Here is a 26051-nt window from a genome sequence, read left to right as displayed (position 1 = left end):
GGGGTGGTGTTCCGACACGAGAAACCCTCCTGGGAAGCGGTTCGTGGGGCCGTACGGTGCGCTGACCTGGCGGGGGTCGGTGTGTACACCGGGTCCGGGGCCGGGCAACCGGTCGCCAGCGTAAGGGAATTCCGCAGCTGGGGAAGGGGGCAGGCGCCACTCGGGCCGACGCCGGCCCCCGCCCCGACACACTGTTGACAGCCCCGCCGGACCGGCCCTACGCGTCCGGCCCGTCCTCCAGGTCGCCCTCCGTCTCCAGGAACACCTGCCGCAGGCCCGCGAGCACCGCCGGGTCCGGCTTCTCCCACATGCCGCGGGACTCCGCCTCCAGGAGGCGTTCCGCGATGCCGTGCAGCGCCCAGGGGTTGGCCTCCTGGAGGAAGGCGCGGTTGGTCGGGTCCAGGACGTACGTCTCGGTCAGCTTGTCGTACATCCAGTCCGCGACCACGCCCGTCGTCGCGTCGTAGCCGAAGAGGTAGTCGACCGTCGCCGCCAGTTCGAAGGCGCCCTTGTAGCCGTGGCGGCGCATCGCCTCGATCCAGCGAGGGTTGACCACGCGCGCGCGGAAGACGCGGGACGTCTCCTCGACCAGCGTGCGGGTGCGGACCGTCTCCGGGCGGGTCGAGTCGCCGATGTACGCCTCCGGGGCCGTGCCGCGCAGTGCGCGCACCGTGGCCACCATGCCGCCGTGGTACTGGAAGTAGTCGTCGGAGTCCGCGATGTCGTGCTCGCGCGTGTCCGTGTTCTTCGCCGCGACCGCGATCCGCTTGTACGCCGTCTCCATCTCGGCGCGCGCCGGGCGGCCCTCCAGGCCGCGGCCGTACGCGTAGCCGCCCCACACGGTGTAGACCTCGGCCAGGTCCGCGTCCGTGCGCCAGTCGCGGGAGTCGATCAGCTGCAGGATGCCCGCGCCGTACGTGCCGGGACGGGAGCCGAAGATACGGGTCGTGGCGCGGCGTTCGTCGCCGTGCTCGGCCAGGTCGGCCTGGGTGTGGGCGCGTACGTGGTTCTCGGCGGCCGGCTCGTCCAGGGACGCCGCCAGGCGGACCGCGTCGTCCAGCAGGCCGATCGTGTGCGGGAAAGCGTCCCGGAAGAAGCCCGAGATGCGCAGGGTGACGTCCACGCGTGGGCGGCCCAGCTCCGCGAGCGGGATGGGTTCCAGGCCCGTCACGCGGCGGGACGCGTCGTCCCACACCGGGCGGATGCCCAGCAGGGCGAGGGCTTCCGCGACGTCGTCACCCGCCGTGCGCATCGCGCTCGTTCCCCACAGGGACAGGCCGACGGACGTGGGCCATGCGCCGTTGTCCGCGCGGTAGCGCTCCAGGAGGGAGTCGGCGAGCGCCTGGCCCGTCTCCCAGGCGAGGCGCGAGGGGACGGCCTTCGGGTCGACGCTGTAGAAGTTGCGGCCCGTCGGCAGGACGTTGACCAGGCCGCGCAGCGGCGAGCCGGACGGGCCGGCCGGGACGAAGCCGCCGTTCAGCGCGTGGACCGCGTGGGTGATCTCGTCCGTCGTACGGGCCAGGCGCGGGACCACTTCGAGCGCCGCGAAACGCAGGATCGCCGCGACCTGCTCGCCGTGGGCGGTGCGCACCGCGTCCGGGTCCCAGTCCGCCGCCTCCATCGCCTCGACCAGCGCGCGGGCCGTGGCCTCCGCCTCGTCGGCCGTCGTCCGGGTCGCCGCGGACTCGTCGAGGCCCAGTGCCTCCCGGAGGCCCGGCAGCGACGTCGTACCGCCCCAGATCTGGCGGGCACGCAGGATCGACAGGACGAGGTTGACCCGCTCGGGGCCGGTCGGCGCGCCGCCCAGGACGTGCAGACCGTCGCGGATCTGCGCGTCCTTGACCTCGCACAGCCAGCCGTCGACGTGCAGCAGGAAGTCGTCGAAGCCGTCGTCGTCGGGGCGGTCCGCCAGCCCCAGGTCGTGGTCCAGCTTCGCGGCCTGGATCAGCGTCCAGATCTGCGCGCGGATCGCGGGCAGCTTGGCCGGGTCCATGGAGGAGATCTGGGCGTACTCGTCCAGGAGCTGTTCGAGGCGCGCGATGTCGCCGTACGACTCCGCCCGCGCCATCGGCGGCACCAGGTGGTCGACCAGCGTGGCGTGCGCCCGGCGCTTGGCCTGGGTGCCCTCGCCCGGGTCGTTGACGAGGAACGGATAGACGAGCGGGAGGTCGCCGAGCGCGGCGTCCGGGCCGCAGGCCGCGGACAGGCCCGCGTTCTTGCCGGGCAGCCACTCCAGGTTGCCGTGCTTGCCCAGGTGGATCATGGCGTCCGCGCCGAAACCGCCGTCGTCGGCCGACGCGGCGATCCAGCGGTAGGCGGCCAGGTAGTGGTGCGAGGGTGGCAGATCGGGGTCGTGGTAGATCGCGATCGGGTTCTCGCCGAAGCCGCGCGGCGGCTGAATGAGGATCAGGAGGTTGCCGCGGCGCAGGGCCGCCAGCACGATGTCGCCCTCGGGATTGCGGGACCGGTCCAGGAACATCTCGCCGGGCGCGGGGCCCCAGTGCTCCTCCACGGCCTCGCGCAGTTCGGCCGGGAGCGCGGCGTACCAGCGCTGGTAGTCGGCCGCCGGGATACGGACCGGGTTGCGGGCGAGCTGTTCACTCGTCAGCCAGTCCTGGTCGTGGCCGCCGGCCTCGATCAGCGCGTGGATCAGCTCGTCGCCGTCGCCGGAGACGAGGCCGGGGATCTCGTCCTCGGGCCCGAAGTCGTAGCCCTCGGCGCGCAGACGCCTGAGGAGGGCGACGGCGGAGGCGGGGGTGTCCAGGCCGACCGCGTTGCCGATGCGGGAGTGCTTGGTCGGGTACGCGGAGAGGACCAGCGCGATCCGCTTGTCCGCGTTCGGGATGTGGCGCAGGCGGGCGTGGCGCACGGCCGTCCCGGCCACGCGGGCGGCGCGCTCCGGGTCGGCGACGTACGCGGGGAGGCCGTCCTCGTCGATCTCCTTGAACGAGAACGGGACCGTGATCAGCCGGCCGTCGAACTCCGGCACCGCCACCTGGCTGGCCGCGTCCAGCGGCGACAGGCCCTCGTCGTTCTCCTCCCACGCCGAGCGCGGGCCCGTCAGGCACAGCGCCTGGAGGATCGGCACGTCCAGGGCCGCCAGCGCGCCCGCGTCCCACGACTCGTCGTCGCCGCCGGCCGAGGCGTCGGCCGGCCGCGTGCCGCCCGCCGCGAGGACCGTGGTCACCAGGGCGTCGACGCTGCGCAGTTGCTCCAGCAGCTCCGGCTCGGGGGCGCGCAGCGACGCCACGTACAGGGGGAGGGCACGGCCGCCGGCGTCCTCGATCGCCTCGCACAGGGCGGCCACGAAGGCGGTGTTGCCGCTCATGTGGTGGGCGCGGTAGTACAGCACGGCGATCAGCGGGCCGTCGGTCTCCCGGCGCGGGGTGCGCGCCAGGCGGCCCCAGGTGGGCGCGGCCGCCGGCGGCTCGAAGCCGTGGCCGGTGAGCAGCACGGTGTCGGACAGGAAGCGGGCGAGCTGCTCCAGGTTGGCCGGGCCGCCGTGCGCCAGGTACGCGTGGGCCTCGGCCGCGATGCCGATCGGGACCGTGGAGGTCTCCATCAGCTGGGCGTCGGGAGCCTGTTCACCCGTGAGGACGACGACTGGACGGTCCTGGGCGAGGAGCAGGTCGATGCCCTCCTGCCAGGCGCGCAGCCCGCCGAGGAGGCGTACGACGACGAGGTCGGTGCCCTCCAGGAGGCCGGGGAGGTCCTCGACCGGGAGGCGGGAGGGGTTCGCGAAGCGGTACGCGACCGGGCCGGCTGCCGCGCGGGCGCTGAGCAGATCGGTGTCGGACGTCGACAGGAGCAGGATGCGGGGCTGCGAGGGCAGTCCCTCGGACGAGAGCGGCATGCGACGTCTGGCCTTCCTCGGGGTTTCCGCGCCCCGGGCGGTGGAGGACGGCGGGAGTTCCTGGCTCGCCCGGCGGCGTGCGCGTGCTGCGCTGCTGCCGGGCTCACAGTGGCGGGACCGCGCCGGGATCTCACCGGGCTTCCTCCCCTGACGCCGTCTTCGGCGGTGACGGACCGTGTGGCCCGCCGTTCAGCATAGTAAGGGTCGTCACGTCTCCGGCAGGAGGTGGCTTGTGTGATGGTCGGTATGCTCGCCGCCATGCCCTCGGCCCCCTCGAACCGCCCGGACCGGGACGAAACTCCCGTACGGGACGGCGGTGATGCCTGCCCCGGCGCGCTGCGGCTGCACACCGCGGACGACGGTGCGCTGGCGCGCGTCCGCGTGCCCGCGGGGGTGCTGACCGCCCGGCAGGCGTACGCGCTGGCCGACGCCGCCGAGCGGCTCGGCGACGGCGCGCTCGACATCACGTCCCGCGGCAACCTTCAGCTGCGGGGCCTCGAAGGGGGCTGCGGCGGGGAGTTGGCGGCACTGCTGGACGCCGCGGGCCTGCTGCCCGCGCCCGCCCACGAGCGGGTGCGCAACATCGTCGCCTCGCCGCTGTCCGGGCTGGACGACCGCGGGCACCTGGACGTACAGCCGCTCGTACGCGAACTGGACGCCCTGCTGTGCGCGAGCGAGCGGGCGACGGCGCTGTCGGGCCGGTTCCTGTTCGCGCTGGACGACGGCCGCGGGGACATGGCGGGTCTCGGCGCGGATGTGATGTTGCTCGCAGAGCCGGGCGGGGCGCGCGTGCGGATCCTGCTCGGGGAGCAGGCGGTGACGGTCCGTGCGGCGGACGGCGCGCGTGCGCTGCTGCTCGCGGCCGAGGCGTTCCTGGCCGCGGCGGACGCGAGCGCCACGAGGGCGTGGCGGGTGCGGGAACTCCCGCCGGAGTACGCGGTGTCGGCGGCGGAACTCGCGCGCCGGCTGGGCGATGCGGGTGTCGCGGCGCAACTGTTCCGGCGGGCGACGGCGGCGGGTGCGGTTGCGGTCGGGTCGGCGGGTGGTGTCGTGGGCGACGCGGAGCCCACGGTCCCCGTCCCGGCCGCGGGTTGCTCGGACGGCGAGCCGGCGACGGCGGGTGCCGGGTCCGTGGACGGCCCGGGCCAGCCGCGGCCCGCCCGCGCCCGCGCCGGAGCGCCGTCCGGCGACTCTGCCGCGGCCGTCGCGTCGGCGTCGCGCGGAGCCGACGCGCCCGAGCAGGGCGGCGGGCCCATGGCCTCCGACCCCGAACGGGGCGGCGGGCCCATGGCCTCCGACCCCGAACGGGGCGGCGGGCCTGCGAACCCCAGCGCTGCCCAGGGCGGCGGGTCTGCGGCCGCCGGGCCTGAGCAGGACCGCGTGCCGCCGACACCCGGGCCGGTTGAGGCCCTTGGTTCCCGCGTGCCCGCGGCCCCCGACCCCGAACCGAGCGGCGACCCCACGGTCCCCGTGCCGGGCGTCGTCCGTAATTCTGGCGTACCCGCGGCCCCTGACGCCGACCGGGGCGGCGTGTCCACGGATCCCGGGCCCGACCGGGGCGGCGGGCCCGCGGCCCCCAACGCCGACCGGGAAGGGGGGTCTGTGGCCCCCGGTCGCGAACAGGACGGCGGGCCTGCGGCCCCCAACGCCGACCGGGGCGGCAGGTCTGCGGCCCCCGGGCCCGAGCAGGGTGGCGGCCCCGGGGCCCCCGGACCCCAGCGGGACCGCCTGCCCCCGGCGCCCCGCCCCGAGCAGGGCGGCGGGCCGCTGCCCGGTGTCGTGCACGCGGGGCGAGGCCGGGACTCGCTGCACGTCGGCGTCGCCCTTGGGCGGATGCGGGTCGCGCAGTGGCGGGTGCTCGCCCGGGTTGCCGAGACGTACGGGACCGGGGAGTTGCGTGTCACCCCCTGGCGTGGCGTCGTCCTGCCCGGCGTGTCCGGCGCTCTCCTGCCCGGCCTCGGCGACGCGGGTCTCGTCACCGGGCTCGACTCGCCCTGGGTCGGCGTCGGTGCCTGCACCGGACGGCCCGGCTGCGCCAAGTCCCTCGCCGACGTACGCGCCGACGCCACCGCCCGCACAGCCGCCGGCGCAGGCGGGCTCCCCGTGTACTGGTCCGGCTGCGAACGCCGTTGCGGGCACCCCCACGGCGCGTGGGTGGACGTCGTCGCGACCGGTGACGGCCGCTACGACCTGACCGCCCCCGGAGTCCCGCGGCACACCGTCCCCCTGACCGAACTCGCCGACGCCCTCGCGGCGGCGCGCGGCAACCCCACCGACCCCACCGAACGACCGACGAAGTGAGCGAGAGCACAGTGTTCGACTACGAGAAGGACGGCGCGGAGATCTACCGCCAGTCCTTTGCCACGATCCGCGCGGAGGCGGACCTCGCCGGGCTGCCGGCCGATGTGTCCCAGGTCGCGGTCCGCATGATTCACGCCTGCGGGATGGTCGACCTCGTCCGCGACCTCGCCCACTCCCCGGACGTTGTCCTGCACGCCCGCGCCGCGCTGCGCGCCGGCGCGCCGATCCTGTGCGACGCGCAGATGGTGGCGAGCGGCGTCACCCGCAAGCGGCTGCCCGCCGACAACGAGGTGATCTGCACCCTCTCCGACCCGTCCGTGCCCGCGCTCGCCGCCGAACTGGGCACCACGCGCAGCGCCGCCGCCCTCGAACTGTGGCGCGACCGGCTTGAGGGCTCCGTCGTCGCCGTCGGCAACGCCCCCACCGCGCTGTTCCGGCTCCTGGAGATGATCGAGCAGGGGGCGCCCCGCCCCGCCGCCGTCATCGGCGTTCCCGTCGGCTTCATCGGCGCCGCCGAGTCCAAGGACGCCCTGGCCGCCCACCCGCTCGGCCTCGAACACCTCGTGGTGCGCGGCCGCCGCGGCGGCAGCGCCATGGCCGCCGCCGCCGTCAACGCGATCGCGAGCGAGGCCGAGTAGTGAGTGACGACCAGAAGACCACAGGGCGTCTGTACGGCGTCGGCCTCGGCCCCGGCGACCCGGAGCTGATGACCCTGCGCGCCGCGCGCATCATCGCCGAGGCGGACGTGATCGCGTACCACTGCGCCCGCCACGGCCGTTCCATCGCCCGCTCCATCGCCGCCCCTCATCTGCGCCCCGACCACATCGAGGAGCGCCTGATGTACCCGATCACGGTCGAGACGACCGACCACCCCGGCGGGTACCGCGGCGCGCTCGACGACTTCTACGAGGAGGCGGCGGCCCGGCTCGCCGAACACCTCGACGCCGGACGGACGGTGGCCGTCCTCGCCGAGGGCGACCCGTTCTTCTACGGCTCCTACCAGCACATGCACAAGCGGCTCGCGCACCGCTACCCGACCGAGGTGGTCCCGGGCGTCACCTCCGTCAGCGCCGCGGCGGCCCGGCTCGGGACGCCGCTGTGCGAGGCCGAGGAGGTCCTCACGATCATCCCCGGCACGCTGCCGGAGGAGGAGCTGACCGCCCGTCTCGCCGCGACCGACTCGGCCGTCGTGATGAAGCTCGGCCGCACCTTCCCCGCGGTACGCCGCGCGATGGAGACCTCGGGCCGGCTGGACGAGGCCCGGTACGTCGAGCGGGCCACGATGCCCGGGGAACGGACCGGGCAACTGGCCGGTGTCGACCCCGAGTCGGTGCCGTACTTCTCCGTCGCCGTCGTGCCGAGCCGTATCGCCAACCCGCGGCCGCGGCCGGAGAGCGGCGAGGTCGTGGTCGTCGGCACCGGGCCCGCCGGCCCGCTGTGGCTGACGCCCGAGACGCGCCGCGCGCTCGCCGACGCCGACGAACTCGTCGGCTACACCACGTACCTGGACCGCGTCCCGCACCGCCCCGGCCAGATCCGGCACGGCTCCGACAACAAGGTGGAGTCCGAACGCGCGGAGTTCGCCCTCGACCTCGCGCGGCGCGGGCGGCGGGTCGCGGTCGTCTCCGGCGGCGACCCGGGCGTCTTCGCCATGGCCACGGCCGTGCTGGAGGTCGCCTCCCAGGAAAAGTACCGGGACGTGCCCGTACGGGTGCTGCCGGGCGTGACCGCGGCGAACGCGGCGGCGGCCGCGGCGGGCGCCCCGCTCGGCCACGACTACGCCACGATCTCCCTGTCCGACCGGCTCAAGCCCTGGGAGGTCATCGCGGAGCGCCTGCGCGCTGCGGCCTCGGCGGACCTGGTCCTGGCGATCTACAACCCGGGCTCCCGCTCCCGTACCCACCAGGTCGCGGCCGCCCGTGACCTGCTGCTCGACATCCGCTCGCCCGAGACCCCGGTGGTCGTGGCGCGGGACGTGGGCGGCCCGGAGCAGTCGGTGCGGGTGGTGACCCTGAAGACGCTGGAGCCCGCCTCGGTGGACATGCGCACACTGCTGCTGATCGGCTCGTCCCGGACAAAGGCGGTCGAGCGCGGGGACGGCCGCACGATCGCCTGGACGCCGCGCCGCTACGGGTGACGCCGCCGAGGCTGTCCGCGCCGGGACACCCGACGCGGGGGGCCTTCCGCGTCGAGGCACCCGACGTGGACGGCCTTCCGTGACGAAGCACCGACGTGGACGGCCTTCCGTGACGACCGGCTCCCACCGACCGATTCGCCGCCCAGGACCCGCCGTCGTCGTAGGGAGCGGCACAGCGCTGTACAGTGCCCCTCCGGCGGAACACCGGCCCCACCCGCACCGCCCTCCCCCCGCGCATCGCTCCTTCATCTCGTATGAACAGTCCCGGCCTTGCGCCGCGTGGTCCGGAAAGGGCCCCATACTCTGTGAACACTCGTACCCGGCTGAGCGCGCCGGCCACGGCGGCCATCCTCGCCGCAGCGGGCGGTCTCCTCACCGCCACCCCGGCCTCCGCGGCCGTCACCTGCACCGCTCCGGTCTGGAAGGCGCAGTTCTTCGCCAACACCTCGTTCAGCGGCACGCCCAAGCTCACCAGCTGCGACACCACCGTCAACGAGAACTACGGCACCGGCGACCCGGCCGGCGTCACTCTGCCGAGGGACAACTTCTCCGTCCGCTGGTCCGTCACGCGCGACTTCGGCTCCGGCGGGCCGTTCACGTTCTCCGCCGCGACGCAGGACGGCATCCGCGTGTACCTCGACGGGGTGCGCAAGATCGACCTGTGGCGGAACGTCTCCACCACACAGAGCAAGGCCGTCAACGTGACCGTCCCGTCCGGACGCCACACGATTCGTGTGGACTACGTGGCCTGGACGGGCTACGCGAACGTCAAGTTCACCTACGCGCCCCGCACCTCGGCCACCGTCGACACGGTCAGGCCGCTCGCGCCCACCGGCACCTCGGTCACGTACGACCGGGCCACCAACAAGGCCACGCTCCGCTGGTCGGCGAACAAGGAGATGGATCTCGCCGGTTACCGTGTCTACCGCAGGCTGGGCTCCACCGCCTGGGCGAAGATCAGCGGCACGGCCCTCCTCACCGGCACCTCCTTCGCCAACTACCCGCCGGCCACTGGCGAATCGTTCCTCTACGAGGTCCGCGCCGTCGACAAGGCGGGCCATGAGTCCTCGGGCAGCGCTGACGTGACCGTCGCCACTGTCGACCGGACCGCCCCGGCGGCTCCGGGCGGGCTGACCGCGACGGACGGCCAGGGCGGGACGGCGCTGGCGTGGCAGCCGGTCGTCGGCGCGACCAAGTACACCGTCTTCCGGCAGCAGCAGGGGCAGACCGACACCGGTGGCGCCCACCCGGTGGTCCAGCTGGCCACGGTGACGTCGGCATCCTGGACGGACACCACCGGCGTCGAGCGGACGGGCTACACGTACGCCGTCTCCGCCACCGACGCGGCCGGCAACACTTCGGCGACGCGGACCACGGTCTCCGCAACGCGCGGCGACTACGCGCCCGCGGCGCCGACGGGCGTGACGGCCTCCTTCGAGCCGCGCAACGGCATCGTCGTCAGCTGGACCCCCTCGACGAGCGACGACGTCGTCCACTACCGCCTGTACCGCTTCGGCTCCCTGTACACGGAGGTCTGGGGCAGCACCTACACGGACATGTCGGTCCGCCACGGCACCACGTACACGTACACGGTCACCGCCGTGGACGAGGCGGGCAACGAGTCCCTCGTGTCCGCCTCCGCGTCCGCCACGACCGACGGCGACCTGGTCGCCCCGGCGCCCGTCACCGGCCTGAAGGCGACGGCCCGAGAGGACGGCGTGTTCCTGGAGTGGACGCCGAGCACGGAGCCCGACCTGAGGCGGTACGAGGTCTTCAAGGCCGAGAAGTACGACGACGGCGAGGGCGGCCACGTCTGGCTGGCCCACCGCGTCGAGTACGTCGGCGAGCACGCCACCTCGTTCCTCCACGGCAGCGCGGCGGACGGCGAGACCGTCATGTACGCCGTGGTGGCCGTGGACGACTGGGGCAACTCCCTCCGCGTGGACGACGAGACCGTGAACTGGGTCGAGGTCACCGAACTCGGCGCTCCCGCCGCGGGCTGACGCACCCGTGGCCGAGGCCGCCGTTCCCTCCTGGAGCGGCGGCCTCAGCCGTGCACCCAGGCCGCCGCTTCCTCGACCGTCGCCGCCACCCGCACGCCCTCCGGCACGGGCGGCCTGCGCACGACCACCACCGGGATGCCCGCCTCACGGGCCGCGCGGAGCTTCGGGGCGGTCGCCGCGCCGCCGCTGTCCTTCGTCACCAGGACGTCGATCCGGTGGGTGCGCAGCAACTCCCTCTCGCCGTCGAGGGTGAAGGGGCCCCGGTCCAGGAGGATGTCGCTGCGGGCCGGCATCGGCGCCTCCGGCGCGTCCACCGACCGGACGAGGAACCACTGCGGGCAGTCCGCGAAGACGGCGAGCCCCATCCGCCCGGTCGTCAGGAACACCCGTTCCCCGAGGCCGTCCAGTGCGCGGGCCGCTTCCGTCAGCGAGCCGACCGGGTGCCAGTCGTCGCCCTCGACCGGGACCCAGCCGGGGCGGCACAGTGCCAGCAGGGGAACATGGGCGGTGGCGGCCGCCCGGGCCGCGTTGAAGCTGATCCGCTCGGCGAAAGGATGGGTGGCGTCGATGACCGCGTCCACGTGGTGTGCGCGCACCCAGTCCACCAGCCCGTCCACGCCGCCGAACCCGCCGACCCGTACTTCGCCCGCCGGCAGCCGGGGGCTCGCGACGCGCCCGGCGAGCGAGCTGGTGACGCGGACCACCGGGTGCAGGGTCGCGGCGAGGGCGCGGGCCTCGGTGGTCCCGCCGAGAATGAGTACGTGCACGGGAGTCCTCTCATGAGTTCAGGCGGCGGGCGGGAGGCCCAACTCAAGCACACCGGTCTGCGGCCCGGATGGACGACCGGGGCGTGCGCGACGGCGGCGGCCACGGCCGCGTACACGGCGCTGCTCACCGGGGAGTTCCCGGACCCGGTGACGATCACGCTGCCGAAGGGCCAGACGCCGTCCTTCGCCCTGGCCGTCGAAGCCCTGACCGGCTCGTCGTCCGCCATGGCCGGGGTCGTCAAGGATGCCGGCGACGACCCGGACGTCACGCACGGCGTGCTGGTCCGGGCGACGGTCCGCCCGCTGCCGGCCGGGTCCGGGGTCGTCTTCCGGGCCGGGCCCGGCGTCGGTACGGTCACGCTGCCCGGCCTGCCCCTGGAGGTCGGCGAACCGGCGATCAACCCCGTCCCGCGCCGGATGATGCGCGACCACATCGCGCTCGTCGCCGGCCGGCACGGCGGCACGGGGGACGTCGAGATCACCGTCTCCATCGACGACGGCGAGGAGATCGCCCGCTCCACGTGGAACCCGCGGATCGGCATCCTCGGCGGCCTGTCCGTCCTCGGGACGACCGGCATCGTCGTCCCGTACTCCTGCTCGGCCTGGATCGACTCCATCCGCCGCGGTGTGGACGTGGCCCGGGCCGCGGGGCTGACGCACGTGGCCGGCTGCACCGGCTCCACCTCCGAGAAGACCGTGACGACGCTCTACGACCTGCCGGACATCGCGCTGCTCGACATGGGCGACTTCGCGGGCGCGGTGCTCAAGTACGTGCGGCGGCATCCGGTCGACCGGCTCACCGTATGCGGCGGCTTCGCGAAACTCTCCAAGCTGGCGGCGGGCCACCTGGACCTGCACTCGGCGCGCTCCCAGGTCGACAAGGGCTTCCTCGCCGAACTGGCCCGCGCGGGCGGGGCGTCCGAGTCCCTCGCGGCGGAGATCGCCGCGGCGAACACGGGCCTGGCGGCGCTGCGCCTGTGCGAGGCGGCGGGCGTCCCGCTCGGCGACCTCGTCGCGGCGAGGGCCCGCGACGAGGCCCTGTCGGTCCTGCGGGGCGCGCCGGTGACGGTGGACGTGGTGTGCATCGACCGCGCGGGCACGGTGGTGGGCCGCTCAGCCCCGGCGGGGCCGTGACGCGGGGGCATTGACCCCTGGAACTGCCCCGGCCCCCGGCCTACGGCCGTGCGCGGGCTTCGCCACGAGGGAGTCAGGCCACTGTTGTGGGCAACTGTTCCGCGGGGCGGAAAGGGTGGCAGGGGAGAATGAACCCCAAGGCTCCTGAAGGATCGTCGTCTGGATGACCCGACACTCAAGGTACATGCGTTGCGGCGCGTGCCCTTGGGCGCACTCGGTCCGGCGGATCTACGCACCCTCATTTGACAGCAGGTGGCACTGCCCTACGTCCTTCCACTCGCAGTGCGCTTGCTGCTCGAGGAGCCGCTGCTTGACGCCTACTCTACGAGGGCGACCTGCTGCTCGCCGCCGTGAACGCTCCCGCCTCCTCCTCCTCCCTGCTGCCGGACCTCGGCGCAAGGCTGCGCGCCGTGATCACGACGTTGCCGGAGGCAGCAGTCGCCGACCTGCCCCACGGCGCCGCCAAGGAGCTCGGCCGCTTCGTCGCCGGCACGGAAACACTTCGCTGACCCGACGCATGCGCGGGTAGCGCATCCGCAGCCAGGCCTGTGGACGCGGCTGGTGGCCGGGGCGCCCGCTCAGCCCGGCGGGCGGCGAAGAGACGCGTCCATGCCGGTGGCGAGCATGCCGAAGGCGCGGTCGGCATGGGCCACCGCGTCCGGATGGACCTCGTCCGCGCTGCGGCCCGCGGCGATCATGCGCCAGTTCTCCCGGCCGAGTTCGTGGCGCACCGTCACCAGATGGAGGGCGGCGAGGCGGGCGGTGAGGGCGTCGCCGGTGTCCGGGCGCAGTGCCTCGGCCAGCAGGTCGACCTCGCGTTCGGTGTAGTGCAGCAGTCGGATCTGCAGGCTCGCCGTGGTGTAGAGCAGCCGCTGGAAGGCGACGACGTCCGCGGCGTCGTTGAGCCCGGTGATCGGGTCGCGGCTGCTCAGGCCCTGGAGGAAGTGCCGGTGCAGTGCTTGCACCGGTGTGTGGCCGGTGGCTCGGGCGCGTACGACGTGGGCCGCCTCGTCCTGGTGGTCGGCGAAGCGGTGGAGCACCAGGTCTTCCTTGCTGGCGAAGTACCGGAACAGCGTCGGTTTGGAGACCTCTGCGGCGGCGGCCACGTCGGCCACCGACACCGCGTCGAAGCCGTGTTGGAGGAAGAGGTCGAGCGCCGCGTCCATGAGGTGGCGACGGGTGCGCAGTTTCTTCTGTTCCCGCAGTCCGGGTGGGTGCTCCATGGGGGCAGCCTAACCCATTTGTGAGGCCGGGTTAAATTTGTAACCGAGTTGCGTTTTCTCGGGCGGCCGGGTTGGGTGAACACACCCGATCACGAGAGGACCTCCGATGACCGACGTGTTGATCGTGGGCGCCGGCCCCACCGGCCTCACCTTGGCCTGTGACCTCGTCCGTCGCGGCCTTGCCGTGCGCATCATCGACAAGAACGCCGTCCACCACCGTGAGTCCCGCGGCAAGACCCTCCACCCGCGCAGCCTGGAGGTTCTCGAAGACCTCGGCGTCGCCCGCCGGATCGTCGCCGACGGCACCGTGCACCAGGTGTTCCGCAAGTACTTCGACGGCGCGCACGTCAGTGACACCGATCCGTTCGCCGGCGCGGGGCCCACTCCTGACGCCCCGTTCGACAGCGCCGTCTTCATCGGGCAGTGGCGCATCGAGGAGATCCTCCGCGACCGCCTCGCGGAGTTCGGCGTGCAGGTCGAACTCGGGACGGAGCTGACCGGCTTCACCCAGGACGCGGACGGCGTCACCGCCGCGCTCGCCGACGGACGTACCGTGGACGCGGGTTGGCTGGTCGGCTGCGACGGGGGGCACAGCGCCGTCCGCCGGGTGCTGGGAGTGCCCTTCGAGGGCCGGACCGACGCCGTGCAGTCCATGGTGTGCGGCGACGTGGAGGCGGAGGGCCTCGACCGGGACGTCTGGCACCAGTGGTTCACGCCGGACGGCGCGATCATGCTCTGGCCGGTCCCCGGGACCTACGCCTTCCAACTGCAGGCGAGCCCCGAACTCGACGACGAGGGCGCACCCCTGCCGCCGACACCCGACGGCTTCCAGCGGCTGTTCGACCGTCATGCCGGGATCGCCGGCGTCCGGCTGCGCAACGCCACCTGGCTGTCGACCTGGCGGGTCAACGTACGCATGGTCCGGCAGTCGCGGGTCGGCCGGGTGTTCCTGGCGGGAGACGCCGCACACGTGCACCCGATCGCGGGCGGACTCGGCATGAACGCCGGCATCCAGGACGCCTACAACCTGGGCTGGAAGCTGGCACTCGTCCTCACCCGCCGGGCGGGCTCCCGACTGCTGGACACCTACGAGGAGGAACGGCTCCCCATCGCCGCCTGGACCCTGCAGATCACCACCGAGCGGCTGGAACGCGTACTGGAGGCCGTCAAGGAGCCCGGCACCGGCACCGAAGTCGCCCTCACCACGGCTGTCCCGCAGGGATACCGGTGGAGCTCCCTGGCCGCGGGTCCCGGAAACGACGTGCTGCGGCCGGGCGATCGTGCCCCTGACGCGCCGTGCACGGACCCGACGGGCAACCCCGTCAGGCTCTTCCAGCTCTTCGCCGGACCGCACTTCACGCTGCTCGGCTTCGGCCCGGCCGGAGCGGCGGCCCTGTACGAGGTGGCGGACGAACACGGCGACCTCGTCCGCACCCACGCCGTCGACGCGGGTCCCTCGGGACTGAGCGACACCGACGGCCATGCCCGAAGGGCCTACGGCATCGACGGCGACGCCCTGGTGCTCGTACGGCCCGACAACCACGTAGCCATGATCACCGAAGGCGCCGACAGCCAGGCCACACACGCCTTCCTCTACCGGCTCCACCAGGGCCTGCGCGGCGCGTCAGGGCCGAAGCCATGACCGGATCGCGGCGAGGGAGACGGTGCCAGGTACGCGCCCCCGGCCGCGGCCGTCAGCAGGTGTGGCGGTCGCGTTCCGGCGAGTACAGGTGACTGTCGCGGAACTGCGTCGCCGCCAGCGTGCGGCCCACCAGGATCACCGCCGTCCGCGTCACCCCCGCCGACTTCACCTGGTCCGCGATGTCCTCCAGCGTGCCCCGCAGGACCAGTTCGTCCGGGCGGCTCGCCATCGCTACGACCGCCGCCGGGCAGTCCTTGCCGTAGTGCGGGCTCAGCTCGTCGACGACCCGGTCCACGTAGCGCGCCGCCAGGTGCAGCACCACCAGCGCCCCGCTCCTGCCCAGCGTCGCGAGGTCCTCGCCCTCCGGCATCGGCGTCGCCTGCTGGGCGATACGCGTCAGGATCACCGTCTGACCCACCGTCGGGACCGTGAGCTCCCGCTTCAGCGCCGCGGCCGCCGCCGCGAACGCCGGTACGCCCGGGACCACTTCGTACGGCACGCCCGCCGCGTCCAGCCGCCGCATCTGCTCCGCGACCGCGCTGAACACCGACGGGTCGCCCGAGTGCAGCCGGGCGACGTCGTGGCCCTCCTCGTGGGCGCGGACCAGCTCGGCCGTGATGGCGTCCAGGTCCATCCGGGCCGTGTCCACCAGGCGTGCGTCCGACGGGCATTCCGCCAGCAGCTCGGTGGGCACCAGGGATCCCGCGTACAGGCACACCCCGCACGACGCCAGCGTGCGCGCGCCACGCACGGTGATCAGGTCGGCGGCTCCGGGGCCCGCACCGATGAAGTACACGGTCATGTCAGTTCTCCGCTCTTGGTGACGGACCATTGGGTGACGGGCATCGCCTGGCGCCAGCCGGTGAAACCACCGACGGGCACGGCGTGCGCGACCGCGAGCCGCACCAGCTCGCCGCCCAGCGCGCGGTACCGCTCGGCGAGCAGCGCCTCGGACTCCAGCGTCACGGTGTTGGCGACCAGCCGGCCCCCGGGTGCCAGCGCGTCCCAGCAGGCGTCCAGCAGGCCGGGGACGGTCAGCCCGCCGCCGATGAACACCGCGTCGGGCGCGGGCAGCCCCGCCAACGCCTCGGGGGCCGCGCCGCGCACCACACGCAGGGCGGGCACGCCGAGGGTGTCGGCGTTGCGGGCGATGCGCTCGGCGCGCACGCCGTCGCGTTCGACGGTGACCGCGCGGCACGAGGGGTGCGTGCGCATCCACTCGATCGCGATGGACCCCGAGCCGCCGCCGATGTCCCACAGGAGCTCGCCGGGAGCGGGCGCGAGCGCCGCCAGGGTGGCGGCGCGGACGTGGCGCTTGGTGAGCTGGCCGTCGTGCTCGTACGCCTCGTCCGGCAGGCCGGGCGCGGCGGACAGCCGCAGGACCCCGTGGGCGCGGCGGCAGTCGAGGGCGATGACGTTCAACGGGTCGACGGCGCAGGCCGCGTCCCAGGTGTCGGCGCTGCCCTCGACCTGCCGCTCCGCGTCGGCGCCGAGCTGTTCGAGTACGCGCATCCGTGTCGGACCGTAGCCGCGGTCCCGCAGCAGCGCGGCGACCTCGGCGGGCGTGTCCGCACCCGCGCTGAGCACGAGCAGGCGGCGCCCGTCGTGCAGGGCGGCGGCCAGGCGTGCCGTCGGGCGGCCGACGAGCGTGACGACGCCGGTGTCCTCGACGGGCCAGCCGAGCCGGGCGCAGGCGTACGAGACGGAGGACGGATGCGGCAGCACGCGCAGCGCGTCGGGCCCGAGTTCGTCGGCGAGGGCGCGTCCGATGCCGTGGAAGAAGGGGTCGCCGCTGGCGAGGACGGCGACGCGGCGCCCGGCGTGCGCGGCGAGGAGGCCGGGGACGGCGGGGCGCAGAGGGCTCGGCCAGGGGACCCGTTCGCCGCGGCACTCGGCGGGCAGCAGCGCGAGCTGTCGTGCACCGCCGATGATCACCTCGGCTCCGCGCAGGGCGTCCTGGGAGGCGAGGGCGAGCCCCGCCCAGCCGTCCGCGCCGATCCCGACGACGGTCACTGCAGGCGGGCGCGGTGCGGGTGTCACGGAGTCGGGTACCTCGGGAAGCGGGGGAGGGGACGGAGCCGCACTCTACTGTCCGGCCCCGACCGGCCCCGACGGGCCCCCACCGGCGCTCCGGCGCCGCTTCGACCGGTGGCCGGTGACCCGAGGCCGGAGGCCGGCGGCGTCGCGGCGTTGACGGCCCCCCACTGCTGTGGCGTCCGCCGCCCGGCGCCAACGGCCCGCGCTGCCGTGGCGTCCCGGAGTCCCGGCGTTGGCGGTGCGCGCTCCCGTGGCGTCCGCCGCCCGGCGTCAACGGCCCGCACCGCCGCCCGGCCCGGCGTCAACGGCCCGCGGTCCGGCCGCGTCCGGGCGGCCCGGCGGTGGCGGTACGCGCCCCCGCCGCGTCCGGCGTCTGTGGCCCTCGCTGGCGTGGCGTCCGGTGTCAACGGCCCGCGCCTCCGCCGCGTCCCGGAGTCCCGGCGTTGGCGGTGCGCGCTTCCGTGGCGTCCACCGATCGGCGTCAACAGCCTCCGCCCCCGCCGCGGCGCGGCGGCGTGCCACTGAGCGTTCGGTGGCGACCGCGGCGGGTGGCAGGGCCGCTCGCGGTCCGGGCGGCCCGGCGCTCGCCGGGTGTCAGTGGTGCGCGGCACACTGGACGCATGTGCCGCAGCATCAAGACCCTTCGTCCGCCCGTGCTCCGCGAAGAAGCCACCGAGGAGGACATGCACGCCGCCGCTCTGCAGTACGTGCGCAAGGTGTCCGGGTTCCGGGCGCCCGCCGCGCACAACCGGGAGGTGTTCGAGCAGGCCGTCGACGAGATCACCGAGGCCACCCGCAGGCTCCTCGAAGGGCTCGAGGTGCGCGGCGGGGTCAGGCGGTCGGCGCCGGACGCCGCATGACGTAGGCGGCCAGCGACCCGGCCGCGAACAGCGCCAGCACCGACACCGCCGCGCCGACCCAGCTCGCGCCGAGCCACTGGCCGCCGAAGTAGCCGAGGCCGACGCTGTAGCCGGCCCAGGCCACCCCGGCGAGGGCCGACCACGGCAGGAACTCCGTCACCCTGCGGCGTGCCGCGCCCGCGCCCAGCGAGACGACCGACCGTCCGGCGGGTGCGAAGCGCGCGATGATGACGAGCGCCCCGCCGCCGCGGCTGAGCGCGGCACCGAGACGTTCCTGCGCCCTGGTGAGGCGGCGGGAGCGCGCGATGGCCCGGTCGAAGCGGTCGCCGCCGCGCCAGGCGAGCCGGTAGGCGACCAGGTCGCCCAGCACGGACGCGGTCGCCGCGCAGAGCACGAGGACGAGCAGGGAGGGGACTTCGCGCTCCACCTGCCCCGCCGCGCCCGCGATGGTCGCCGTGGACCCCGCGGCGGCGGCGGTCGCGGCCGTGATCACCAGCACACCGCTGGGCAGGACGGGCAGGAAGACGTCGAGGAGGACGGACACGGCCACGACGGCGTAGATCCATGGACTGCCGGTCAGCGACCCCACACTCTCCAGCACCTTGTTCTCTCCCCGTTCCGGTGACAAGGCCGCTGTGTCACGAGGAGCGCCAGGGGCGCCAGGGGCGGCTTGACAGCTGTACAGCGTACGCCCGGGTAACGGGCGGGGATCGGCAGGGGGGCGGCAGGGGAGCGAGATGTCGTCCACCGCGTGAACCGGCGCAGAGCCACGCGCGAAACGGCAAGCGCCCGGCCCCTCGTGGGAGGGGCCGGGCGCCGACAGCACGTCAGGCGGTCACGGCCGCCTTCTCCTCGCGGGCGTCCTCATCCTCCCGCTCGGCGCCGCGCGCGCCGAACAGCCCGTCGAGCGCGAGCGCGCCGGGGCCGGTGAAGACCAGCAGCAGGAAGGCCCAGCAGAACATGGCGGACGCCTCGCCGCCGTTCTGGAGCGGGAACAGCGACTCCGGCTGGTGCACCGAGAAGTAGGCGTACGCCATCGAGCCGGAGGCGATGAGCGCGGCACCGCGCGTGCCGAGGCCGAGCAGCACCAGCGCGCCGGCGACGAGCTGGATCACCGCCGCGTACCAGCCGGGCCAGACGCCGGTCTCCACGGTGGTGCCGTTCATGCCGCCGAGCACGCCGAACAGCGAGGCGGCGCCGTGGCACAGGAACAGCAGGCCGACGACGATGCGGAACAGGCCGAGCGCGTACGGCTGCGCCTGATGCAGCCGACCGGAACGTGTGGGGGTAGCCATGGGACTCCTTCGGTCATGGGGGACGAACCGATGAGGAGATACAGGTTAGGCGGACCTAATTCATACTTGCAAGTTCAATATTTGCCCCCGTCCGATTTCCGCCGCCTTCCGGACGGCCGCCCCGCCGCCGTTCCCCGGACCGCGGCCCGCGCCGGCGAGCGGCGGGGCGAGCGAGCGCAGGACCGCGCGCGCGACCGCGTCGGCATCCGACAGCGTCACCGAGTCGACGCCCGGCCGGGCACCTGCGGCGGTCACCCAGTGCACCCCCTCCGTGGGCACGCCGAACGCGAAACGCCGCGGATGCGCCCGCCCCTGACGGCTCACCAGACGGTACGGGCGGGGTGTGACGTCCAGACCTCCGGTTTCGTAACCGTCGATGGCGTGGGGACGGCACTGGCCCGTCTTCAGCAGCCGGCCGAGGAGCTCGTCGTCCGTCCTGCGCAGATCCGGCTCCGGCAGCCGCGCCTCGATCAGCGTGGTGAACGTCACGGCCGATCCCGGCACGTCGGGCGACTGCGCGGTGAAGAGCCCTTCCTCCGTGCCCACCGACATCCGTGGGCCCACCACCTCCAGGACTCCCGCCTCGATCAGCGCCGTCATCTCCTCGATCCTGCGCCGCGGCGGGCCGATGGACAGGAACGCGTTCAACGGCGTGTACCAGCGGTCGAGGTGGTCGCGGCGCGACGTACCGGTCAGCCCCCCGTGGTCGACGATCAGACGCAGCTCGTTGCGGACGTCGCGCAGCACGTCGAGGGCCGCCTTCAAGGGGCCGTCGACGTTGCCGAGTGCGGCGTGCGCGGCGTCGGCGCGCAGATACGCGAGCAGCCAGGCCCGGTGGCAGGCGGGGGAGGTGAAGACCTGGCCCTGGTACGGGCGGGCGAGGCGGTCCCACGACCAGCGGTCCGCCGCCGCCACGCCGAACGCCTCCAGCGTCGCGGCCTCCTCCGCGCTGCCGTGCGCCGACGCCAGGAACCGCTCCCGGAAGGAGCCCGGCCCCTCGCCCGCGGCCTCACGCTCGTGGACCGTCGGCAGGGACGCGTAGTAGACGGCCTCCACCTCCTTGGCGACCAGCGGCCAGATCTCCGTGCGGAAGTCGGCCGGGTCCCCCGCCTCCGCGCGCTCCCGGAAGTCGGCGATCACCTCCGGTGTCAGGACCAGCGGTTCGTGCCGCCCCGAGGGGCCCTTGGCGTTGTCGCCGCGCGCCTGGTAGGGCACGCCGCGCCGGGAGCCGGCGTACAGCTTCGGCTCGCGCCCGGACGGGCGGTAGACGAGCCCCCGCTCCCCGTCGCGGACGAACGACCCGCCGCGTCCCGTCGTCAACAGGGCCAGGTGGTCGAAGAAGGTGAGCCCCAGGCCGCGCAGCAGCACCCGCTCCCCGGCCGCGATGCCCGACAGGTCGAGGTCGGCCGGGTTGGCGGGCGGGAAGTGGCGCAGCCCCGGACGGCGGGCCGCGTAGTCCGCGAACTGCGCCGTGGACTGGCGCGAAACCACCGGCAGATGTCCCTGCGCGAGCACGACCGCGCTCAGCCCGGACAGCAGCGTGCCGTCGTCGAGCAGGAGCGACTGCAGCGGGTCCCGCACGTCCGCCGGGGCGTCCCGGTCGTCCTCCAGCCGTACGGCGCGGGCCCGGTGCACCCGTACCTCCACCGTCCCCGGGGCCGATCCCACGGTGCGGGCGAACGCCCACTCCAGATAGCGCCCGTAACAGGCGCGGGTCGGGTAGTCGTCGGGGCCGAGCCGTTCGCCGGGCCGGCCGGCGGCCCACTCGTACAGGCTCGGCCCCGGGCGTATCGGCCCCTCGCAGCCGACGCTGTCGTCCGTGAACACCGTCACCTGCGAGGCCACCGTGTTCATGAGCAGCTCGGCGCTCTGGTCGGCGCGCCACACCCGGCCGGCCCCGGGAGCAGCGGGGTCGACGACATGGACGGTCAGGGGTGTGTCCGGGGCGAGGTCGGGGACGGAGGCGCAGAGCCGTTCGAGGACGCAGGTGCCGCGGGGGCCTGCGCCGACGAGGGCTATCGCGGACTGGCGGGGGGACTGCGCGGAACCTGCGGACAACACTGACTCCCGGGGCATGTGGGGTGCGCGACGGGCGCTGGAAGCGGATCGTCCGCCTCATCATGCCTGTGTCACACCGCACACGGCCGGTCCGGGTCCGCGCCGCAGGCCCCGCACGACCGGAATGCGACGCCGGGAGCACGACATCCGGAACACGACGACCGGAAAACGACTGAACGCGACGACCGGGACACGACGACCGGAAAACGCCTGAACGCGACGACCGGGACACGACGACCGGTCAGCGACCGTCCGTCAGATTCCGCTCCAGTACGGTCACGAGGCGCGCCGCGCCGCCCCGCGCCTCCTCCCGGCCCGCCGCCTTCTGCAGCCGCAGCGCGGCGGAGCGGCCCCGCAGCTTCAGCGTCATCAGCTGGTTGCCGAACCACGGACCGCCCGTGCGCCGCCAGCTCACGGACGGGGCGTCCGTACGGCCGTGGCGCGCCAGCACGCGGCCCAGCCGCCTCCCGAACCGGCTCCAGCCGAAACGGAACCCGCTCCGTATCGCCGCAGGCACCGAATTGTGCAGCGGCGAACACGTCAACTGGAGCACGCGTGCCGCAGGCCGCCCGGCCGCCGGCCACACCGGCTCCGCCACATACGCGTGGTGCACGTCGCCGGAGAGGACGCACACCGTCGCGGGGGCGTCCTCCCCGGCGCCCGCCTCCGCGATCATGCGCGTCAGCTTCTCGAACGACGCCGGGAACGCCGCCCAGTGCTCCAGGTCCGCGACCCTGCGCACCCACTCGCTCAGCCGCGCCCAGCGCGGGCCGCGCCCGCCCCGGCACAGCGCCGCGTTCCACACCTCCACGTCGTGGAGCAGGTGCGGCAGCAGCCACGGCAGCGAACTGCCCACGAGCAGGTGGTCGAGCGAGCCCCGGCCGTCGAGCGCCTGTTCGCGCAGCCACGCGGCCTCCTGCGGGTCGAGCATCGCCCGGCTCTGCTCGTCCAGCACCCGGCCGGCCCGTGTGTCCACCATCAGCACGCGGGTGCGGCCGAAGTCGCGGCGGTAGCTCCAGCGGACCGAGGCCGGGTCGGCGTCCGCCCGCAGCGCGAACTTCCGCAGCGTGTCGGTCCCGTCCCCGGCCGCTCGCACCTGCCCGTACAGCTCGTCGGTGTCCAGCTCGGCGGGGGAGAGGTTGCCCAGGTGCTGGTACACCCAGTACGACATGAGCCCGCTCGTCACCCGCTCCTGCCACCACGGCCGCCGCCGCATCTCCGCGAGCCAGGACGCGCTGGTGTTCCAGTCGTCGACGAGATCGTGGTCGTCGAAGATCATGCAGCTGGGGACCGTCGACAGCAGCCAGCGCAGCTCCGGGTCGAGCCAGGACTCGTCGTACAGCCGGGTGTACTCCTCGAAGTCCGCGACCTGCTCCGCCGGCGCCGTGGCACCCGTGCCGGCCCTGGCCCGCCGCTCGGCGATCCACCGGCGGGTCGTGTCCGACGTCTCGTCCGCGTACACCTGGTCGCCGAGCAGGAGCAGGACGTCGGGCCGCCGGGCGGTGGGGTCGGCGGCGAGCGCGGCGGCCAGGGTGTCCAGGGCGTCGGGGCCCACCGGGTCGTGCTCGCCGCCGGGCGGCGCGGCCCAGCGGCAGGAGCCGAAGGAGACGACCACGTCCGCCGAGGACACCTCGGGCGTACGGATCGTGCTCGGCGGGAAACGCGAGTCGGGCAGCGGCCACACGCGCTCGCCGTCGAGCAGCACCTCGTACGCCGAGGTCGTGCCGGGCGTGAGACCCGTCACCGGCACGAGCGCGTAGTGGTGGCCCGCGACGGTGAAGGTGCGCGAGGAGCCGCGCCCGCCGCCCTCGCAGCGCACCTCGGCCGTGCACGGGCGGTCCGCCTCGACCCAGACGGTCGCGCTCGTGCCCGTGTCCCAGTCCACGTACCGCAGCAGCGGCCCCAGGCGCAGCCCGGCCATGTGTGCCCCTTCCGTCACCCCGCAGGGTACGGAACGACGGAAGGGGCGGCCTGGTTCCATGCGGCGTGCGCGCTCCCGGAGGCTGCGGTCAGCAGCCGTTCAGTATCGACTGGAGCGCGCTCTTCTCGGCGGAGTCGACCTTCAGGTTCCAGTAGTACTTGGTGTGCACCCACATCCGGGCGTACATGCAGCGGTACGAGGTGACCGGGGGCAGCCACTCGGCCGGGTCCTGGTCGCCCTTGGCCTGGTTGACGTTGTCGGTGACGGCGATCAGCTGGGGGCGGGTCAGGTCGTTGGCGAACTGCTGGCGCATGGAGGTGGTCCAGCTGTTCGCGCCGGAGCGCCACGCCTCGGCGAGCGGGACGATGTGGTCGATGTCGACGTCGGAGGCCGCGTACCAGGTGGCGCCGTCGTACGGGGAGTACCAACTGCCGCTGACGGCCGCGCAGCTGGAGTCCTGGACGACGTTCGAGCCGTCGCGCTTGAGGACGACCTCGCGGGTGTTGCAGGCACCCGACTGGGTGATCCAGTGCGGGAACAGGTCACGGCTGTAGCCGGTCGACGAGCCCTCGGGGGCGACGGTCAGCTGGCTGAGGTAGCTGCGGGCGGTGGAGGCGCTGACCGGAGTGGGCGGGGCGGCCTGTGCGGCGGGAGCGGTCGCCAGCAGGCCGGTGACCGCGAGGGCGGAGGTGGCGGCGAGGACGGCTGCACGGCGGGCATGACGCGCGTAGACACCAAACATGCGAACTCCTTCTGAGTGGGGGGAACGCGGCCACCCCTGCGCCCTTCGGTGCGGGAGGGGCCCGGGCGTGGCCATGCTGGCGGCGCCAGGTTGCTCGGGGATGGGCGCCAGGTAACAGGGTGACGACATGAGCACGTCACATCAAGGGTTCTGACGTCCCGCCACCGTCCGTCCTGAGGGCTAGGGTTGGCGCGTGCTGCTGCCGGTCAACCTCACGCTCGGGGCCGTACTGGCCGTTCTGCTCGCCGCGGCTGCGACCGTCGCCGCCCTCGCCCACCTGGGCCGTTCCCGTGCGATCGCCGTCGCGGGCGTGCGCGCGGCGGCCCAACTCGCCGTCGTCTCCCTCGCCATCGGCTGGGTCGTCGAAGCCGTACCGCTGCTCCTCGCCTTTCTGCTGCTGATGTACGCCGTCGCCGTGCGCACCGCCGGGCGCCGCGTCACCGCCAACTCCACCTGGTGGTGGGCCGCGCTCCCGATCGCCGCCGGCGTCCTGCCGGTCGTCACGGCCCTGCTGCTGACCGGGCTCGTGCCCGTGAAGGGCATCACGCTCATCCCCGTGACCGGCATCCTCATCGGCGGGGCGCTCACCGCGACCGTCCTCGGCGGCCGCCGGGCCCTGGACGAACTGGCCCAGCGGCACGGCGAGGTGGAGGCAGGACTCGCCCTGGGCCTGCCGGACCGGGACGCCCGCATGGAAGTGGCCCGTGAGCCCGCCTCCGACGCCCTGCTGCCCGGCCTCGACCAGACCAGGACCGTCGGACTCGTCACGCTCCCGGGCGCCTTCGTCGGCATGCTGCTCGGCGGCGCGTCACCGGTGGAGGCGGGCGCGGTGCAACTCTTCGTGCTCGTCGCGCTGATGGCGGTGCAGGCCGTCGCCGTCGCGGTCGTGCTGGAACTCGTGGCCCGGGGGCGGCTGCACCGGGACGGCGCGGACACCCCCTGACCGGTGGCGGCGCGACCCGTCGGCGCAGCCGCTCACCGCTCCTGCGCGCCGCTCCTGCGGGCCGCGCCGCGCCCGTACGCCCGTGCCCGGCCCGGTCGCGTGTGCCCGCCTGGTCGCGTGCGCCCGCCCGGGTCGCCCGTGCCCGGCCTGGTCGTCCGCGCCCGGCCCGGGATCCTGCCCGGCCCGGTCACCCGTGCCCGGTGTGACAAAGGCCCCAAACGATGGGGTCACGGTCCCGGACGGGCCGGACGGACGGTCGCGTATGCTGGGGGGACCGTAAGGGGAGTAGCTCTTCGCCGGAACGTCGACATACTGCCGGGCCTCGTGCCTGGCCGGCGCCCGGAGGCGGACTCGACAGGGACCGCCAGCGAGACCTTCGGCCGCAGTGTCCATGTGTTCATGGCGCTGCCGTGCCGAAGCGACCCCTGAAACGCTCAGGACTCTCGGCAGGGCCGCGCCCGACCGATTGAGGTTCACCCTCCATGATCAGCTTCACCGTCATGGCGATCACGTTCGGTGTCGTCTTCCTCGCGGAGCTGCCCGACAAGACCGCGCTGGCCGGTCTGATGCTCGGCACCCGGTACCGCGCGTCCTACGTCTTCGCCGGGGTCGCCGCCGCCTTCGCCGTCCATGTCGCGCTCGCCGTCGCGGCCGGCAGCGTGCTCACGCTGCTGCCGCACCGGCTGGTGCAGGCCGTCGTCGGCCTGCTGTTCCTCGCCGGCGGGGTGATGCTGCTCCTGAAGAAGCACGACGGCGACGAGGAGCACATCAAGGCCCCGGCGGACCAGTCCTTCTGGAAGGTCTCGGGGGCCGGGTTCATGCTCATCCTCGTCGCCGAGTTCGGCGACCTGACCCAGATCATGACCGCCAACCTCGCGGCCCGTTACGACAGCCCCTTCTCCGTCGGCCTCGGCGCCGTGCTGGCGCTGTGGGCCGTCGCCGGGATCGGGATCCTCGGCGGCCGGACGCTGATGAAGTACGTGCCGCTGCAGCTGATCACCAGGATCGCCGCCGCCCTGATGCTGGCGCTCGCCGGGATCAGCCTGTACGAGGCCCTTGCGGGCTGACCGCCTCGGTGGTCGCCCGGCCCGACGCGGTGGTCGCCCGGCCGACACAACGCAGTGGACCCTGCCCC

Annotated in this window: 20 protein-coding genes and 1 riboswitch; of the genes, 10 read left to right on the top strand and 10 right to left on the bottom strand. The window is 74.1% G+C overall.

Annotation, left to right across the window (positions count from 1 at the left end; all coding sequences use genetic code 11):
* Window positions 1-217: 217 nt before the first annotated feature.
* A complete protein-coding gene (gene cobN, locus ACLB9X_RS02905; protein ID WP_410358578.1) occupies window positions 218-3853 on the bottom strand; it encodes a cobaltochelatase subunit CobN in 3636 nt (1211 codons plus the stop codon).
* Window positions 3854-3907: 54 nt separating this feature from the next.
* Window positions 3908-3998, bottom strand: a riboswitch (cobalamin riboswitch).
* A 113-nt stretch (window positions 3999-4111) separates the two neighbouring features.
* Between cobN and ACLB9X_RS02900 the strand changes: the two genes are divergently transcribed.
* From ACLB9X_RS02900 to ACLB9X_RS02885, 4 genes are all read left to right on the top strand, one after another.
* Window positions 4112-6154 carry a hypothetical protein gene (locus ACLB9X_RS02900; RefSeq protein WP_410358577.1) on the top strand — a complete coding sequence of 681 codons (2043 nt, stop codon included), beginning with the start codon at window positions 4112-4114 and terminating at the stop codon, window positions 6152-6154.
* Between the two features lie 11 nt (window positions 6155-6165).
* Window positions 6166-6792, top strand: coding sequence for a precorrin-8X methylmutase (locus tag ACLB9X_RS02895; RefSeq protein ID WP_410358617.1), 627 nt, complete (start codon window positions 6166-6168; stop codon window positions 6790-6792).
* Complete coding sequence (locus tag ACLB9X_RS02890; protein ID WP_410358576.1) at window positions 6792-8291, top strand: precorrin-2 C(20)-methyltransferase; 1500 nt, start codon at window positions 6792-6794, stop codon at window positions 8289-8291. Before ACLB9X_RS02895 ends, ACLB9X_RS02890 begins: the two co-directional genes overlap by 1 nt.
* 305 nt (window positions 8292-8596) lie before the next feature.
* Complete coding sequence (locus tag ACLB9X_RS02885) at window positions 8597-10294, top strand: fibronectin type III domain-containing protein (protein ID WP_410358575.1); 1698 nt, start codon at window positions 8597-8599, stop codon at window positions 10292-10294.
* 44 nt (window positions 10295-10338) lie between these two features.
* Here ACLB9X_RS02885 and ACLB9X_RS02880 read toward each other — a convergent pair whose 3' ends face one another.
* Window positions 10339-11061, bottom strand: coding sequence for a cobalt-precorrin-6A reductase (locus ACLB9X_RS02880; RefSeq protein WP_410358574.1), 723 nt, complete (start codon window positions 11059-11061; stop codon window positions 10339-10341).
* 12 nt (window positions 11062-11073) lie between these two features.
* Here ACLB9X_RS02880 and ACLB9X_RS02875 point away from each other — a divergent pair, with 12 nt between their 5' ends.
* Window positions 11074-12195 carry a cobalt-precorrin-5B (C(1))-methyltransferase gene (locus ACLB9X_RS02875; RefSeq protein WP_410358573.1) on the top strand — a complete coding sequence of 374 codons (1122 nt, stop codon included), beginning with the start codon at window positions 11074-11076 and terminating at the stop codon, window positions 12193-12195.
* A 350-nt stretch (window positions 12196-12545) separates the two neighbouring features.
* A complete protein-coding gene (locus ACLB9X_RS02870) occupies window positions 12546-12704 on the top strand; it encodes a hypothetical protein (RefSeq protein WP_410358572.1) in 159 nt (52 codons plus the stop codon).
* Between the two features lie 69 nt (window positions 12705-12773).
* On the opposite strand, the gene ACLB9X_RS02865 is transcribed toward ACLB9X_RS02870, so the two are convergent.
* Entirely contained in the window at window positions 12774-13418 is a 645-nt protein-coding gene (locus tag ACLB9X_RS02865) for a TetR/AcrR family transcriptional regulator (RefSeq protein ID WP_410358571.1), read from the bottom strand.
* 106 nt (window positions 13419-13524) lie between these two features.
* On the opposite strand from ACLB9X_RS02865, the gene ACLB9X_RS02860 reads away from it, so the two are divergent.
* Window positions 13525-15060, top strand: coding sequence for an FAD-dependent monooxygenase (locus tag ACLB9X_RS02860; RefSeq protein ID WP_410358570.1), 1536 nt, complete (start codon window positions 13525-13527; stop codon window positions 15058-15060).
* A 52-nt stretch (window positions 15061-15112) separates the two neighbouring features.
* On the opposite strand, the gene cobM is transcribed toward ACLB9X_RS02860, so the two are convergent.
* The gene (gene cobM, locus ACLB9X_RS02855) at window positions 15113-15862 is read right to left on the bottom strand and encodes a precorrin-4 C(11)-methyltransferase (protein ID WP_410358569.1); all 750 of its coding nucleotides are present in this window, start codon (window positions 15860-15862) and stop codon (window positions 15113-15115) included.
* A complete protein-coding gene (cbiE, locus tag ACLB9X_RS02850; protein ID WP_410358568.1) occupies window positions 15859-17100 on the bottom strand; it encodes a precorrin-6y C5,15-methyltransferase (decarboxylating) subunit CbiE in 1242 nt (413 codons plus the stop codon). The genes cobM and cbiE overlap by 4 nt, the downstream gene beginning before the upstream one ends.
* Before the next feature lie 617 nt (window positions 17101-17717).
* On the opposite strand from cbiE, the gene ACLB9X_RS02845 reads away from it, so the two are divergent.
* Window positions 17718-17957, top strand: coding sequence for a DUF2277 domain-containing protein (locus ACLB9X_RS02845; RefSeq protein ID WP_410358567.1), 240 nt, complete (start codon window positions 17718-17720; stop codon window positions 17955-17957).
* Here the strand turns inward: ACLB9X_RS02845 and ACLB9X_RS02840 are convergent.
* The 5 genes from ACLB9X_RS02840 to ACLB9X_RS02820 all read right to left on the bottom strand — a co-directional run bounded on the left by ACLB9X_RS02840 (window position 17929) and on the right by ACLB9X_RS02820 (window position 23973).
* Window positions 17929-18558, bottom strand: coding sequence for a DedA family protein (locus tag ACLB9X_RS02840; protein ID WP_410358566.1), 630 nt, complete (start codon window positions 18556-18558; stop codon window positions 17929-17931). The genes ACLB9X_RS02845 and ACLB9X_RS02840 overlap by 29 nt on opposite strands.
* A gap of 226 nt (window positions 18559-18784) precedes the next feature.
* Window positions 18785-19252, bottom strand: a complete 468-nt coding sequence (locus ACLB9X_RS02835) for a DoxX family protein (protein ID WP_410358565.1) — start codon at window positions 19250-19252, stop codon at window positions 18785-18787.
* Window positions 19253-19312: 60 nt separating this feature from the next.
* Window positions 19313-21328, bottom strand: coding sequence for an FAD/NAD(P)-binding protein (locus ACLB9X_RS02830; RefSeq protein WP_410358564.1), 2016 nt, complete (start codon window positions 21326-21328; stop codon window positions 19313-19315).
* A gap of 223 nt (window positions 21329-21551) precedes the next feature.
* Window positions 21552-23231, bottom strand: a complete 1680-nt coding sequence (locus ACLB9X_RS02825) for an alkaline phosphatase D family protein (protein WP_410358563.1) — start codon at window positions 23229-23231, stop codon at window positions 21552-21554.
* An 88-nt stretch (window positions 23232-23319) separates the two neighbouring features.
* Complete coding sequence (locus tag ACLB9X_RS02820; RefSeq protein ID WP_410358562.1) at window positions 23320-23973, bottom strand: HNH endonuclease family protein; 654 nt, start codon at window positions 23971-23973, stop codon at window positions 23320-23322.
* 193 nt (window positions 23974-24166) lie between these two features.
* Between ACLB9X_RS02820 and ACLB9X_RS02815 the strand changes: the two genes are divergently transcribed.
* The gene (locus ACLB9X_RS02815; protein ID WP_410358561.1) at window positions 24167-24916 is read left to right on the top strand and encodes an ABC transporter permease; all 750 of its coding nucleotides are present in this window, start codon (window positions 24167-24169) and stop codon (window positions 24914-24916) included.
* 482 nt (window positions 24917-25398) lie between these two features.
* Window positions 25399-25983, top strand: coding sequence for a TMEM165/GDT1 family protein (locus ACLB9X_RS02810; RefSeq protein WP_410358560.1), 585 nt, complete (start codon window positions 25399-25401; stop codon window positions 25981-25983).
* The last annotated feature ends 68 nt before the right edge of the window (window positions 25984-26051 follow it).

Source organism: Streptomyces sp. 5K101 (assembly GCF_046506645.1).
In the GTDB taxonomy this organism is placed as follows: Bacteria; Actinomycetota; Actinomycetes; order Streptomycetales; family Streptomycetaceae; genus Streptomyces.
The sequence above is the reverse complement of the archived record's forward strand: the minus strand, read 5'-3'. Positions and strand labels throughout refer to the sequence as shown.